This window comes from Synechococcus sp. CS-197, assembly GCF_025128215.1.
Classification (GTDB): domain Bacteria; phylum Cyanobacteriota; class Cyanobacteriia; order PCC-6307; family Cyanobiaceae; genus Synechococcus_C.
Map to the genome: position 1 here is coordinate 45082 of NZ_JAHLZC010000006.1, position 13404 is coordinate 58485.

The 13404-nt window shown below is 60.8% G+C and carries 24 protein-coding genes; all 24 read right to left on the bottom strand.

Translation table 11 applies throughout. The features are described from left to right. Position 1: 1 nt before the first annotated feature. The 24 genes from prfA to rpsC all read right to left on the bottom strand — a co-directional run bounded on the left by prfA (position 2) and on the right by rpsC (position 13399). Positions 2-1099: a peptide chain release factor 1 gene (gene prfA, locus KQ296_RS01020; RefSeq protein ID WP_011932327.1), complete on the bottom strand. Its 1098-nt coding sequence runs from the start codon at positions 1097-1099 to the stop codon at positions 2-4. Between the two features lie 113 nt (positions 1100-1212). Beyond that, positions 1213-1470, bottom strand: coding sequence for a 50S ribosomal protein L31 (rpmE, locus tag KQ296_RS01025; protein ID WP_011932328.1), 258 nt, complete (start codon positions 1468-1470; stop codon positions 1213-1215). Positions 1471-1478: 8 nt separating this feature from the next. After that, positions 1479-1883 carry a 30S ribosomal protein S9 gene (rpsI, locus tag KQ296_RS01030; protein ID WP_011932329.1) on the bottom strand — a complete coding sequence of 135 codons (405 nt, stop codon included), beginning with the start codon at positions 1881-1883 and terminating at the stop codon, positions 1479-1481. Continuing rightward, a complete protein-coding gene (rplM, locus tag KQ296_RS01035) occupies positions 1880-2332 on the bottom strand; it encodes a 50S ribosomal protein L13 (RefSeq protein ID WP_011932330.1) in 453 nt (150 codons plus the stop codon). Before rplM ends, rpsI begins: the two co-directional genes overlap by 4 nt. A gap of 167 nt (positions 2333-2499) precedes the next feature. Beyond that, the gene (gene truA, locus KQ296_RS01040) at positions 2500-3369 is read right to left on the bottom strand and encodes a tRNA pseudouridine(38-40) synthase TruA (protein ID WP_041428343.1); all 870 of its coding nucleotides are present in this window, start codon (positions 3367-3369) and stop codon (positions 2500-2502) included. A 20-nt stretch (positions 3370-3389) separates the two neighbouring features. Continuing rightward, entirely contained in the window at positions 3390-3740 is a 351-nt protein-coding gene (rplQ, locus tag KQ296_RS01045; protein WP_006042229.1) for a 50S ribosomal protein L17, read from the bottom strand. 36 nt (positions 3741-3776) lie between these two features. Next, on the bottom strand, positions 3777-4715 hold the full coding sequence (locus tag KQ296_RS01050) for a DNA-directed RNA polymerase subunit alpha (protein ID WP_011932332.1): 939 nt from the start codon (positions 4713-4715) through the stop codon (positions 3777-3779). A 45-nt stretch (positions 4716-4760) separates the two neighbouring features. Continuing rightward, on the bottom strand, positions 4761-5153 hold the full coding sequence (gene rpsK / locus KQ296_RS01055) for a 30S ribosomal protein S11 (RefSeq protein ID WP_006042227.1): 393 nt from the start codon (positions 5151-5153) through the stop codon (positions 4761-4763). A gap of 57 nt (positions 5154-5210) precedes the next feature. Then, a complete protein-coding gene (rpsM, locus tag KQ296_RS01060; RefSeq protein ID WP_011932333.1) occupies positions 5211-5576 on the bottom strand; it encodes a 30S ribosomal protein S13 in 366 nt (121 codons plus the stop codon). 75 nt (positions 5577-5651) lie between these two features. Continuing rightward, the gene (rpmJ, locus tag KQ296_RS01065; protein ID WP_006042225.1) at positions 5652-5765 is read right to left on the bottom strand and encodes a 50S ribosomal protein L36; all 114 of its coding nucleotides are present in this window, start codon (positions 5763-5765) and stop codon (positions 5652-5654) included. Positions 5766-5812: 47 nt separating this feature from the next. Next, entirely contained in the window at positions 5813-6364 is a 552-nt protein-coding gene (locus tag KQ296_RS01070; protein ID WP_011932334.1) for an adenylate kinase, read from the bottom strand. An 84-nt stretch (positions 6365-6448) separates the two neighbouring features. Beyond that, the gene (secY, locus tag KQ296_RS01075; protein WP_011932335.1) at positions 6449-7768 is read right to left on the bottom strand and encodes a preprotein translocase subunit SecY; all 1320 of its coding nucleotides are present in this window, start codon (positions 7766-7768) and stop codon (positions 6449-6451) included. Positions 7769-7874: 106 nt separating this feature from the next. Continuing rightward, a complete protein-coding gene (gene rplO, locus KQ296_RS01080; protein WP_011932336.1) occupies positions 7875-8327 on the bottom strand; it encodes a 50S ribosomal protein L15 in 453 nt (150 codons plus the stop codon). 5 nt (positions 8328-8332) lie between these two features. Next, a complete protein-coding gene (gene rpsE / locus KQ296_RS01085; RefSeq protein WP_006042220.1) occupies positions 8333-8980 on the bottom strand; it encodes a 30S ribosomal protein S5 in 648 nt (215 codons plus the stop codon). 13 nt (positions 8981-8993) lie between these two features. Further along, positions 8994-9362, bottom strand: coding sequence for a 50S ribosomal protein L18 (rplR, locus tag KQ296_RS01090; protein WP_011932337.1), 369 nt, complete (start codon positions 9360-9362; stop codon positions 8994-8996). Between the two features lie 33 nt (positions 9363-9395). Beyond that, positions 9396-9935 carry a 50S ribosomal protein L6 gene (rplF, locus tag KQ296_RS01095; RefSeq protein WP_011932338.1) on the bottom strand — a complete coding sequence of 180 codons (540 nt, stop codon included), beginning with the start codon at positions 9933-9935 and terminating at the stop codon, positions 9396-9398. Positions 9936-9950: 15 nt separating this feature from the next. Further along, a complete protein-coding gene (rpsH, locus tag KQ296_RS01100) occupies positions 9951-10352 on the bottom strand; it encodes a 30S ribosomal protein S8 (protein WP_006042217.1) in 402 nt (133 codons plus the stop codon). Between the two features lie 19 nt (positions 10353-10371). Then, positions 10372-10911 (bottom strand): 50S ribosomal protein L5, encoded by a 540-nt coding sequence (gene rplE, locus KQ296_RS01105; RefSeq protein ID WP_011932339.1) that lies wholly within the window; start codon positions 10909-10911, stop codon positions 10372-10374. 49 nt (positions 10912-10960) lie between these two features. Beyond that, the gene (gene rplX, locus KQ296_RS01110) at positions 10961-11317 is read right to left on the bottom strand and encodes a 50S ribosomal protein L24 (RefSeq protein ID WP_011932340.1); all 357 of its coding nucleotides are present in this window, start codon (positions 11315-11317) and stop codon (positions 10961-10963) included. 2 nt (positions 11318-11319) lie between these two features. After that, positions 11320-11685, bottom strand: a complete 366-nt coding sequence (gene rplN, locus KQ296_RS01115) for a 50S ribosomal protein L14 (protein WP_006042214.1) — start codon at positions 11683-11685, stop codon at positions 11320-11322. Then, on the bottom strand, positions 11682-11948 hold the full coding sequence (gene rpsQ / locus KQ296_RS01120) for a 30S ribosomal protein S17 (RefSeq protein WP_011932341.1): 267 nt from the start codon (positions 11946-11948) through the stop codon (positions 11682-11684). Before rpsQ ends, rplN begins: the two co-directional genes overlap by 4 nt. A 17-nt stretch (positions 11949-11965) precedes the next feature. Then, positions 11966-12175 carry a 50S ribosomal protein L29 gene (rpmC, locus tag KQ296_RS01125; RefSeq protein WP_011932342.1) on the bottom strand — a complete coding sequence of 70 codons (210 nt, stop codon included), beginning with the start codon at positions 12173-12175 and terminating at the stop codon, positions 11966-11968. Between the two features lie 2 nt (positions 12176-12177). Further along, complete coding sequence (gene rplP, locus KQ296_RS01130; protein ID WP_011932343.1) at positions 12178-12651, bottom strand: 50S ribosomal protein L16; 474 nt, start codon at positions 12649-12651, stop codon at positions 12178-12180. 16 nt (positions 12652-12667) lie between these two features. Beyond that, a complete protein-coding gene (gene rpsC, locus KQ296_RS01135; protein ID WP_011932344.1) occupies positions 12668-13399 on the bottom strand; it encodes a 30S ribosomal protein S3 in 732 nt (243 codons plus the stop codon). Between the last annotated feature and the right edge of the window lie 5 nt (positions 13400-13404).

Sequence of the window (13404 nt, forward strand, 5' to 3'; positions counted from 1 at the left end):
GTCAGTCGTCGGATTGACGACTGAGTGCCTCCAGCTTGCTGCGTTGTTCCTCGGCGATACAAGCGCCGATCACATCCTCCATTTGCCCCTGGAGCACGGGGTCGAGGCTGAAATTGCGGCCGAGGCGGTGATCTGTGACCCTGTTGTCTTTGGCGTTGTAAGTGCGAATCTTTTCGCTTCGATCACCTGTGCCCACCTGAGCACGCCGGGCGGAGCTTTCCCGGGCGTTGGCTTCTGCGAGCTGGCGTTCGTAGAGTTTGGCCCGCAGAATCTCCATCGCCCGCTCCCGGTTCTGAAGCTGAGACCGTTCCTGGGTGCAGAACACCCGGATTCCGCTGGGGCGATGCATCAGATCGACGGCGGTTTCAACTTTGTTGACGTTCTGGCCTCCGGCTCCGCCGGAGCGTGCTGTGCTGATCTCTAAATCGGCGGGTTCGATTTGCACTTCGACGGGGTCGGCCTCGGGCATGACGGCCACGGTGGCTGTGGATGTGTGAACGCGTCCTTGCGATTCCGTCGCGGGCACCCGTTGCACCCGGTGCACACCAGCTTCAAATTTCAGTTCGCTGAACACTGACTCTCCTTTGACCGAGAGGATCAGCTCTTTGAAGCCTCCAAGATCGGCCTCACTCGCACTGACTGGTTGAACCGTCCAGCCGCGCCGGCTGCTGAAGCGTTCATACATGCGTGCCAGATCACCAGCCCAGAGACAGGCTTCATCGCCACCGGCTCCGGCACGAATCTCCAGCATCACACTGCGTTCATCACGGGGATCTCTGGGCAGCAGGGCCAGGGTGAGCCGCTCAATCAACGCCTCATGGCGGATGTCCAGTTCGTCCAGCTCCAGTTGAGCAAGGTGGGCCATCTCCTCGTCACCACGGCTATCGCGCAGGAGCTCTCTGGCCTGTTCCCGCTCGGACTGCACCGCTTGCAGGCTGGCGTAATCGTTCACCAGGGGTTCGAGCCTGGAGCGCTCCCGGGCGATTGACTGCAGACGCGTGGGATCGGAGGCCACGTCTGGATCCGCCAATTGGCGTTCCAGGTTGTGGAAACTGCTGCGGGCCGCCTCAAGGCGACTGATCAAGGTTGATGGATCCATTCCCTCAGACACGGGGTTGATGCCTGTCTGCAAAGCACGACGCTGGATCAACAAAAACCCCCGAAAGCAGAGCTTTGTCTGCCTTCGGGGGGGTGTTCATGGCCAGGCCGTGATCAGGCGTCTGCTTTGTCACCAGCCTTCTTGTCTTCGCCAGCTTTGCCAGCTCCACCCATTCCGTATTTGCGCATGAAACGATCCACGCGTCCCTCGGTGTCGAGGATCTTCTGGGTGCCTGTGAAGAAGGGGTGGTTGCCACTCCACACATCAACGTGGATTTCGGGCTGCGTGGAACCAGTGGTCATCACCACCTCTCCGTTGCAGATCACCTTGGCATCGGGATACCAGGTGGGATGGATCTCGGGTTTGGGCATGACAGAAATCAGCGCTTGGAGAACTGGGGAGCTTTACGGGCTTTCTTGAGGCCGTACTTGCGACGTTCCTTGGCTCGAGGATCTCGGCTGAGATGGCCTTCGGTCTTCAGGGGTTTGCGATTGTCGGCGGAAAGCTCACACAAGGCGCGGGCTGCTCCTTGCTTGATGGCGTCGGCCTGACCGGTCAGCCCGCCTCCACGCACATTCACCAACACGTCGTACTCCGTGAGGAGTCCAAGGGTTTGCAGTGGAGCGCGAACCGCCGCCAGATAGGCAGGGTTGTAATTGAGGTAGTTATCGCCGGGGCGACCATTGATGGTGATAGTGCCGTTTCCTGGCACAAGGCGAACACGGGCCACAGAGGTTTTGCGGCGGCCGGTACCCCAGTAAACGACTGAATTCGAGGTGCTCATTGGGCAGTAGCGGCGGGATCGAGCTGCAGGGGCTTGGGCTGCTGGGCGGCGTGGGGATGCTCAGCACCCTTGTACACCTTCAATTTGCGGAACATCTGCCGGCCGAGGGCGTTGTGGGGAAGCATGCCTTTGATGGCCTTCTCCACGATTCGCTCAGGCAAGCGCTCCTGAAGGTGCGTGAAAGTTTCCACCTTCATGCCTCCGGGACGACCGGAGTGACGGCGGTAAAGCTTTTGCTGGGGCTTGTTGCCGCTCACCCGAATCTTGTCAGCATTCACCACGACCACGAAATCGCCGGTGTCGAGGTGAGGGGTGAAACTGGCCTTGTTCTTGCCGCGGAGCACGGAAGCCACCTCGGTTGCCAGTCGGCCGAGGGTTTGATTCTCAGCGTCCACCAGGTACCACTGGCGGTCGATTGAATCGATGGAGGGGACAGAGGTCTTGTTCATCGCGCCGGCATGCCGGTTCTGATATGCCCCGTCGCGAGCGACGAAGCTGGGCAGGGAGCGTTGGTCACGCCGTGGCGTTCCAACCAGAGCTCAAAGATCGACTCTACCTTGTCGCAGTTACCCCCATCCTCTGAATTGGGTGGAGGCCGTGCGGCTTCGGTGCTGAATTACCAGCTTGGAGGATCCGGTGGTGGATCTTCCGAAGCCAGACAAAAAGTCGGTTGACAATCGTACCAGCCACCCTCACTGAAGATGCTGTCTTCGTAGCCAGCCCTGAGCAGGCAGAGGCCCTGAGGAGGCGCCCCATCCTTCACCTCGTCGCGCCGGCGTTCCCGCCAGCGGCGCTCAAACTGGTCTGGTGTGAGCCGATGTTCTCCGACGGCCACCAATTGCCCCATCATCAGGCGCACCATTCCATAGAGAAAGCCGCTGGCCTGAACTTCCAGGTCGATCAGATCGCCCCGCCGTTGAACGGAGACATCCTGAATGGTGGTTCGTGAGTGCGCTCTTCGGCTGCCAGCGCGCTGGAAGGCTGCAAAGTCATGACTGCCCAGCATGCCCTCGAGGGCCGCAGCCATGGCCTGCTCATCAAGCCGGGCTTGATAGCGATGCCATGTCCAGGGCGCGAGAAAGAGATTGGGGCGTCGGCCGTTGTAAAGGGTGTAGCGATAGCGCCGGTAGGTGGCTGAGTAGCAGGCATGCCAGGAGAGCGGCCGTTCCACGGCTTCACGCACTCGGATGCTGGCGGGCAGCCGCCCATTCAAGGCCGGCGCCCAGCGACTGGCGGGAATCGGACCACTGCTGTCGAAATGCACAACCTGTCCGGCCGCATGCACACCGGCGTCAGTGCGACCAGCCGCGACGGCGTGGACCGGCCGGTGGGGATCGAGGTCAGCGATGGCCTGTTCCAGCACGCCTTGCACACTGGTGCCCTGCCGTTGCCGCTGCCAGCCACAAAAAAACGACCCCGCGTACTGGAGGCTGATGGCAATCCGCTGCGGCGAATCGGCTTCAGGTCCAGGTCGGGGGTCGTGAATTGTGCTGTGATCCGAAGGGGTCAGACCAACTCAATGATGGCCATCTCGGCATTGTCACCACGGCGGCGGACCGTGCGGGTGATTCGGGTGTACCCACCCTTGCGATCGCTGTAACGATCAGGTGCTTTTTCAAACAGTGCGTGCACAAGCTGTTTGTCATACACGTAGCCGAGGACGCGTCGTCGAGACGCCAGGCTGCCCTCTTTGGCCAAGGTGATCATCCGCTCGGCTTCATCCCTCAGGGCCTTGGCACGGGCCTTGGTCGTGGTAACCCGGCCTTCGCGGATCAGTTGCGTGGTGAGACCACGCAACATGGCCTTGCGTTGGTCAGCTGGGCGGCCCAGCTGAGGAACTCGACATTGGTGACGCATGGTTCGGGTGAGGTCTGGGAATGGAGTGAGAAACGATCAGGCGCTGGTGCGACTTTGGGGGATCTGGATGCCGATGCGTTCGAGGGCCTCGATCACTTCGTCAGCCGACTTGGATCCGAAGTTCTTGATCTCCAGCAGATCCTCGTAGCTGAAGCCCATGAGATCGGAAACCGAATTCACTTGAGCTCGCTTCAGGCAGTTGTAAGCACGCACCGAGAGGTTGAGTTCCTCGAGAGGAATTTGAGCCTCAGCCGTGGGCTCGGGTTCGGCGCTGACTTCTTCAACCATGGTGACCGTGGCCAAAGGTTGGAACAGCTCGATCAGCTGATTGGCAGCCTGGGCAATGGCATCGTCTGGGGTGATGGATCCGTCGGTCACCACCTCCATACGCAGCCGCTCACGCGCGGATCCACCCTCGGCAACGGCCGTTTCATCGATGGTGAAGTTCACCCGATGCACGGGCATAAACACGGCATCGATCTGCAGAAGATCGATGGCGCTGGTGTCTTCGTTGTGGCGATCCACCGGCCGGTAGCCGATGCCCCGCTCCACGTGCACCTCAAGCTCGAGGCTGTAACCCTCACCAACGGTTGCGATCGCACGCTCTCCGTCCACCACCTGAACTTGGGAGGAGAACTGCAGATCGCGTGCTTTCACGGTTGCAGGTCCGGCGACCACCAAGCGACCGATTTCCAGCTCGCTTGTGCGGCTGTTCACCGTGATCTGCTTGCAGTTCAGGAGAATGTCGAGCACATCCTCGCGGACACCAGGGATGGTGGCGTACTCATGATTGACGCCAGCAATCCTCACGGCGGTGACGGCTGTGCCCTCGAGGTTGCCCATCAGCACACGACGCAGGGAGTTGCCGAGGGTCGTGGCCTGACCACGCTCTAACGGGCCGATGAGGAACACACCGGTTTGAGAGCGATCGTCAGCGATCTGATGCTCGATACGGTCGATCTGGTATTGCAACACGGTCTGAGGCGGGGGGAGAGAGGGACCTGAACGGAAACGCGTGGATCAGACGCGGCGACGCTTGGGACGGCGGCAGCCGTTGTGAGGCAACGGCGTGACATCACGGATCAGGGTGATTTCCAGGCCAGCGACCTGAAGCGCGCGAATGGCGGTTTCCCGGCCTGAGCCAGGGCCACGGACCAACACTTCGATCTGACGCATTCCCTGATCGAGTGCGCGACGGGCTGCAGCTTCGGCCGCTGTCTGGGCTGCGAAGGGTGTGCCTTTGCGAGCACCTTTGAAACCGCTGGCACCAGCCGATGACCAGGAGATGACTTCTCCGGTGGTGTCGGTAATGGAAACGATCGTGTTGTTGAACGTGCTCTGAATATGAGCAACGCCGTTGGGGACGTTGCGCTTGGCCTTCTTCGGGCCTGATTTCTTGACGGTCTTGGCCATGGGCCTGGGGGTGATAGGAGCTGGAGGAACGGAGCGATCCGAACGACCGCGGGAGGCTTACTTCTTCTTGCCGGCCACGGTCTTGCGGGCGCCGCGACGGGTACGGGCATTGGTGCGGGTTCGCTGGCCGCGAACCGGAAGGCTCATGCGGTGGCGGCGACCGCGCACGCAGCCGATGTCTTGCAGGCGCTTGAGGGCCATGCCCTCCTGCCGGCGCAGATCGCCCTCGATCGTGAAGGCTTCGGTGGCACCACGCAGCTTCTGTACGTCACCATCTTCGAGGTCCTTGACGCGGGTGTCGGGATTGACGCCGGTCTTGGAAAGGATGGTCTGGGCCCGGGTCAGGCCGATTCCGTAGATGTAGGTGAGGGCGACTTCGATCCGCTTGTCGCGGGGGATGTCGACACCAGCAATCCGTGCCACTGAGCTAATAATCGAGGGGGACAGTTGCCGCCTGGGGCGGCGAATGGGCGGTCAGAATGGTCAGACGACGGACGTTCAGCCCTGACGCTGCTTGTGCTTAGGGTTTTCGCAGATCACCATGACGCGACCGTGGCGACGAATCACCCGGCATTTGTCACACATTTTCTTGACCGAGGCGCGCACCTTCATTGGGTGTGGCTCTCCAAAATTCCAAACAGCTAACCTACCACAGCGGGTCAAGCCAGACTTGCTTCAAGTCTTGTCGTGATGGCTTCCACGCTGCCCTGGGCATCCACTGAGATCAATAGTCCCCTGGCCTGGTAATAGTCGATCAGAGGTGCGGTCTGCTGGCGATACACCTCGAGGCGATTGCGGATCACCGACTCGTTGTCGTCGGCCCGTCCCCGAGCCAGCAGTCGTTCGACGAGGACCTCGTCGTCCAGTTCCAGGAGGACCACTGTTTCGATGCTTTGTTGCAATTCCCCGAGCAGGGGCTCCAGTGCCTCCGCCTGCGCCACGTTGCGGGGAAAGCCGTCGAGCAGCCAGCCTTGACCGTTGAGAGCGGTGAGCTGAGAGCGGACGATGGCGAGGACCAGGTCGTCGCTGACGAGTTCACCGCGATTCATGACCGCTTCGGCCTCCTGGCCAAGGGCGCTGCCCGCTGAGACCTCTGAGCGCAGCAGGTCGCCGGTGGAGAGATGGCGCAGGCCGTGGGTCTCGCAGAGGCGTGATGCCTGGGTTCCTTTGCCGGCTCCTGGGGGGCCGATGAAGAGCAGACGTTGTTTCATGGTGTGGATGGGACGTCAACAGGGGTGTGTGGATACGTGATCGCGTCGAATTCGTTGCGTTGGCGTAACGAATTCGTGCAGTTGTTACTGCCGAACCATGCCTTCGTAGCGCTGGGAGATCACGTAGGTCTGCACCTGCTTCGCGGTGTCGATGGCAACGCCGACCAGGATCAGCAGTGATGTCGCCCCCAGTCCTTGGAAGGTGGTGACGCTGGTGGCACGCTCAACGGCAGAGGGAATGATCGCCACGGCCCCAAGGAACAAGCCTCCCAGCAGAGTGAGTCGGTTCTTGACGCCCTCGAGATAGGTGGCTGTTGCACTCCCGGGGCGGACCCCCGGGATGGCGACGCCACCGCGTTTGAGATTGGTGGCGACTTCAGTGGGGTTGAAGGTGAGCGAAGCGTAGAAGTAAGAGAAGCCCAGAATCAACGAGAAAAACAACAGTGCGTAGGGCCATGGGTTGGAAGCACTCGGATTCAACGCGCTTGCTGCGGTGATCAGCAGAGGGTTTTGGCTGAAATTGGCGATGGTGATCGGTAGGAAAATCAATGCCGAGGCGAAAATGATCGGCATCACGCCACCGGCGTTCAGCTTCAGTGGCAGGTAACTCTGACGGTTGGGAAGCAGAGCCGATCCTCCAACCTGACGTTTGGCACTCACGATCGGGAGCCGTCGGGCTCCCTCCTGCACAAAGATGATTCCAACGATCGTGACCAGAAACACCAGCACAAGAACGATGATTCCAAAGACATCGTTCCGGTCTCCGGTTTGGGCTTTCTCGATCGTGGAGCCCAGGGCCTGAGGCAGGGTGGCCACGATGTTGAGGAAAATCACCAGGGAGGCTCCTTGGCCGATCCCTCGCTCGGTGATCACTTCGCTGATCCACATCACAATCATGGAGCCGGTTACCAGAGCCAGCGCCGTCTGGGTGATGAACACCGCGTCTGACAATCCTTCCAGGGCGTATGGACGAAGAATCACAGCGAAGATCACGCTCTGAATCAGGCCCCAACCCAGTGCCACGTAGCGCGTGATTTGGGCGATTTTGCGTCGACCGGCTTCGCCTTCATTTTTCTGCAGATCTTCGAGCTGGGGCAGGGACGCTGTCAACAGCTGCAGAATGATCGACGCATTAATGAATGGAAGAATCCCGAGCGCGAAGATGCCCAGGGTGGAGATGCCACCTCCGGTGAAGATGTCGAGAAATCCGATCAGCTGCCCCCCCTGCTGGATGAACTGCTGAAAGGCCACGCGATCGATGCCCGGCATGGGGATGTAGATGCCGAGGCGCACCAACATCAGCAAACCGAGCGTGGTGAGAACCCGGTTGCGCAGCTCCGGGTTCTGCACCAGTTGGGTGATGACTTCAGCGGCACTGGGGTTGCGTCCCCGACTGACGAGCATGAAACAGAGTGCGTGGGTTTGGGCTTGATGCAGGAAAGCCGTCCGCGGATCGAAATCCTGCGGACGGCTCAGACCTTAGAGCTGGGCGGCATGACCTTGAAAGGTCTCACTCAGGAAGTTCGCAGGTTCCACCGGCGGCTTCGATCTTGGTGCGGGCTGAAGCCGTGAAGGCAGCGGCCTGAACCGTGAGTTTGGTCTTCAGTTCTCCATTCCCCAGAATTTTCAGGGGGTGCTTGGGGCTTGTGACAATGCCGTCCTTCACCAGCGAGTCGAGACTGACGGTGCTCCCTGCCTTGAGGTCATTCAGAGCCGAAACATTCACCACAGTGAACTGCTTGGGGTTCACCAGCGGGAAGTGCTTCAGCTTCGGGACTCGGCGGTAGAGAGGCATCTGGCCGCCCTCGAAGCCTGGGCGCGTAGGCCGGCCCGAGCGGGACTTCTGACCGCGCATGCCGAAGCCGCAGCTTGCACCCTGGCCAGCGGCGATGCCGCGACCTTTGCGCAGTTTGCGGCGACGGGCGCCTTTATTGGATTTGAGGGATTCGAGTCGGAGAGTCATGGGAATCAGGAGTAGATCTGCTCGAGGGAGATCCCCCGTTCCTTGGCGGTCTCCTTGTGGGTGCGGAGACTATCGAGAGCCACCATGGCGGCCCGTGCGTTGTTCAGGGGAGTCTTGCTGCCCAGGCGCTTGGCCAGCACGTTCTTGATGCCGGCGAGTTCCAGCACCGTGCGGATCGAGCCGCCGGCAATTACACCCGTACCGGGAGCAGCGGGCCGGATCAGCACGCTGGCAGCTCCGTCTCTCCCGTTGGAGAGGGTTGGGATCGAGTTGTGACGCGTAAGTGGAACTTTCACAAGGTGCTTTTTGCCATCGGCAACACCCTTGCGGACAGCCCCGATCACATCACCGGCTTTGCCGACGCCGACACCCACCTGGCCACGCTCGTTTCCGACGACGACAATCGCGCGGAAACTCATCTTCTTACCGCCTTTCACAGTCTTGGAGACCCGGCGGATCTGGACCACGCGCTCTTGCCATTCGGAGTCGCGCTCCTGGTTGCGGCGGTCACCGCGACGGCCACCGCGACGGTCTCCGCGGTCACCACGTCCGCCGCCACCGCGGCGTTGCTCCTGCTGTCCTTCGGCCGCTGCCGGGACATCAGCCGCTGATGGGATGTCGTTGGGGTTGGTCTGAGGGTTGGAATCGGTCATGTTGAGAGCAGGATCAGAACTGAAGGCCCGCTTCCCGGGCGGCGTCGGCAAGGGCTTTCACCCGGCCGTGGTACAGGTTGCCGCCACGATCGAAGACCACCTGTTGGATGCCCTTGGCAAGGGCGCGTTTGGCGACGAGCTCACCGACGGCGACGGACGCATCGCAGGTGCTCCCTGTCGCTGTGAGGCTCGTGCGCAGGTCTTTGTCAAGCGTCGATGCGGAGCAGAGCGTGCTCTGCGCTGCATCGTCGATGACCTGGGCGTAGATGTGGCTGTTGGAGCGAAACACAGCCAACCGGGGACGGTCGGCTGTGCCGCTGAGATGGCGACGCAGGCGCCGGTGGCGCTTCTGAGTCTGTTGTTTGCGAGAGAGGGTCGACATGCTGGGTTATGCGGAGGAGTGTCTGGCGGCGAATTACTTCTTGCCTGACTTGCCTGCCTTGCGCAGGATGCGCTCGCCCGCGTACTTGATGCCTTTGCCCTTGTAGGGCTCCGGCGGACGGATGGCGCGGATCTTGGCCGCCTCGTTGCCCACCAGCTCCTTGTCGGTGCCGGAGACAGTGACGTTGGTGTTGTTTTCGACGGCGAAGGTGATGCCTTCAGGGGCCAGCATTTCCACTGGGTGGCTGTAGCCGGCACTCACGACGAGGGTCTTGCCTTTCACTTGAGCCCTGGAGCCGACGCCCACGATTTCAAGTTTCTTGGAATAACCCTTGCTGACGCCTTCGATCATGTTGGCCACCAGGGTGCGGCACAGTCCGTGACGCTCTCTGGACTGGCGCTTCTCACTGGTCGGTGCCACAACGATGGTGTTGTCCACCTGGTTGACAGTGACACCGTCGGGGAGTGTGCGCTTCAGTTCGCCTTTCGGTCCCTTCACGGTGACCGCGAGTCCGTCAAGACTCACACTCACCTTGTCGGGAATGGGAATGGGAGATTTACCGATACGTGACATGGTTCTGGCTCCGGATCAATAGACGTAGCAGAGCACTTCACCGCCAACGCCCTGCTTGCGGGCGTCGCGATCGCTCATCACACCCTTGGACGTGGAGATGATGGCCACCCCCAATCCGCCGAGGACTTTGGGCAGTCCGCGGGTGTTCTTGTAGATGCGCAGGCCGGGCTTGCTCACCCGTTGCATGGAGCGGATGGTGGGCAGGCGGTGCTTGCCGCTGTACTTCAGTTCCAGCACCAGGTTGGTGTGGACTCCTTCGCCTTCTTCGCTGATTTCAGCGATGAATCCTTCCTGCTGCAGCACCTTGGCGATGCTGCGGGACATGCGGGATGCGGGGACTTTTGTGTTCTGGTGACGTTTCTCACTCGCATTACGAATGCGGGTGAGCATGTCGGAAATAGGGTCGTGGTTGGCCATGGTGGTTTCCGAGGAGGGCTCAGTTGCTGCGGAATGGCATTCCCATCTCGCGGAGGAGGGCCCGGCCCTCTTCATCCGTGCGGGCAGTGGTCACGATGGTGATGTCCATGCCCCTGATGGCATCGATTTTGTCGAAGGAGATTTCAGGGAAGATGATCTGCTCTCTCACCCCCAGGGTGTAATTGCCGCGGCCGTCAAAGCTCTTCGGGCTGACGCCTCTGAAGTCGCGGATGCGGGGGAGCGCCAGGTTGATCAGTCGCTCAAGGAACGCGTACATCCGTTCACCACGCAGGGTGACGGCGCAACCGATGGGCATGCCCTGGCGGATTTTGAAACCGGCGATGGCTTTCTTGGCGCGGGTCACCACCACTTTCTGGCCGGTGATTTGAGCCAGCTCGTTCACGGAAGCCTCGAGGGACTTCGCGTTCTGAGCGGCTTCGCCAAGTCCTCGGTTGACGGTGACTTTCACCACCTTGGGGACTTCATGGACGTTGGAGAGACTCAGATCCTTCAGCAGTTTGGGCTGAATGGTCTCCCGATAGCGCTGTTTCAGTGACATGGCTGGGGGATGGGACTTCTGGGCTTGGTCAGAAGGAGGATCGGGGTGATCAGTCGATCACCTCGCCTGTTTTCTTGAGACGGCGCTTCTTGCTGCCATCTTTCTCGGTGATCAGCTCGACTCGGCTGGCCACCTTTTTGGCTGTGGAATAGAGCATCACGTTGGAGGCATGCAGCGATGCCTCTTCAGTGACGATCCGCCCGCTCTCACCCTCCTGGGTGGGCTTCACGTGGCGGGTGCGCATATTGACGCCCTCCACGATCACGCGGTTTTCGTTGGGCAGCGTGCGCAGCACTTCTCCGGTCTTGCCCTTGTCTTTGCCGGCGATCACCTGAACGGTGTCGCCTTTGCGCAGACGCATCTTGATGCGCTGGGTTGGAGCAGATTGGGATGTTGCAGTGGCCATGATCAGATCACCTCCGGAGCGAGGGACACGATTTTGGTGAAGTTGCGCTCGCGCAGCTCACGGGCCACGGGGCCGAAAACGCGGGTGCCCTTGGGGTTCTTGTCGTCGTTGATGATCACGGCGGCGTTGTCGTCGAACCGGATGGAATTGCCGGTGTCACGACGCAGGGTTGCTTTGGTGCGAACCACCACAGCCTTGACCACATCAGACTTCTTCACGCCCATGTTGGGCATGGCGTCTTTGACGGCGGCAACGATCACATCACCCACGTGGGCGTAGCGACGGTTGGTGCCCAGCACACGGATGCACTGGATGCGCTTGGCGCCACTGTTGTCGGCGACGGTGAGGAAGGATTCCTGCTGGATCATTTTTTGGCCTCCTCAGCCTTGGGGCTGTGGCTCAGCACTTCGGCGACGGCCCAGCGCTTGTGACGGCTGAGCGGACGTGTTTCAGTGATGCGAACCCGGTCTCCGACGCGAACACTGTTGTTTTCGTCGTGAGCTTTGTAGCGGGTGGTGCGGCTCACCGTCTTTTGATAGATGGGATGTGGGAAGCGGTTTTCCACCGCCACCACCACCGTTTTGTCCATCTTGTCGCTGACGACGGTGCCGACCCTTTCCTTGAGTGCCATGGGAATGAAGCGGGGGATCAGGAGGCGGTGGAGCTTTGTCGCTCCTTCTGCACCGTCAGCAGCTGAGCGAGCTTGATGCGGCTCTGCTTGAAGCGGTGGGTGTTGCCCAGCTGCCGGGTGGCTTGCTGGAAGCGCAGATCGAACAGCTCGCGGCGCAGGCCGTTGATCTGTTCAGTGATGTCTGCGTCGGAGAGCTGACGCAGTTCGGAAGCGTTGGGACGTGCCATGGTCAGGACTCCACGGTGGCGGCAGCAGCTGCCGGGGCGCTCGCTCCGGCGGACTGCTCCTGTTCATCGAGGCTGATGAACTTGGTCTTCACAGGGAGCTTGTATTGCGCCAGGCGCATGGCTTCCCGTGCAATTTCAGGGGTGATTTCGTCACCACCCATCTCAAACAGGATCCGACCGGGTTTGATCACGGCGACCCAGAATTCCGGGTTGCCTTTACCGGAACCCATGCGGGTTTCGGCGGCTCGCATGGTGACGGGCTTGTCCGGGAAGATTCGGATCCAGATCTTGCCGCCACGCTTGACGTAGCGGGTCATGGCACGGCGGCTGGCCTCGATCTGGCGCGAGGTGATCCAGCCACATTCCTGTGCCTGAAGAGCGAACTGACCGAAAGCGATGGTGTTGCCACGGGTGGCGACGCCACGCATGCGGCCGCGTTGCTGCTTACGGAATTTGACGCGTTTTGGACTCAGCATGGTTCAGGCCTCCTGTTCACCCCTCGTTGGAGCGGTCTTCGAACTGTTGGGGCCTGCGGCCGGCCCGACGCCGCGGGGTTGCCCCCACAGGCAGTTGCTGCTGGGCTTCATCTCCCAGCACTTCGCCCTTGAACACCCAAACCTTGATGCCCAGCACGCCGTAGGTCGTGCTGGCCACCTTGGTGGCGTAATCGATGTCTGCACGCAGGGTGTGAAGGGGGACACGACCTTCGCGGGTCCACTCGGTTCGGGCAATCTCGGCGCCGTTGAGGCGACCAGACACCTGAATTTTCAGGCCGAGAACACCAGCGCGCTGGGCACGCTGCACGGCCATGCGGATGGTGCGACGGAAGGCCACACGCTTTTCCAGCTGTTGGGCGATGTATTCCGCCAACAGGAAAGCGTCGGCATCGACTCGTTCCACTTCAACCACGTTGATCCGGACCTGACGGTTCGGATCACCCACGGTTTTCTGGATGCCAGAGCGCAGCTCTTCAATGCCGCTGCCCTGGCGGCCGACCAACACGCCGGGGCGTGCGGTTTTCAGTTCCACTTCAAGCTGATCAGCCTTGCGGGCAATCAGCACATCACTGATGCCGGCGGAGCCGTACTTCTTGTGGATGAACTTGCGAATCCGATCGTCTTCCTTAAGGAGGGTCGGATAGCTTTTGCTGGAGGCGTACCAGCGTGACCGGTGCTCCTGGGTGATCCCCAGGCGTAAGCCGGTTGGATGGATTTTGTGTCCCATCAGTC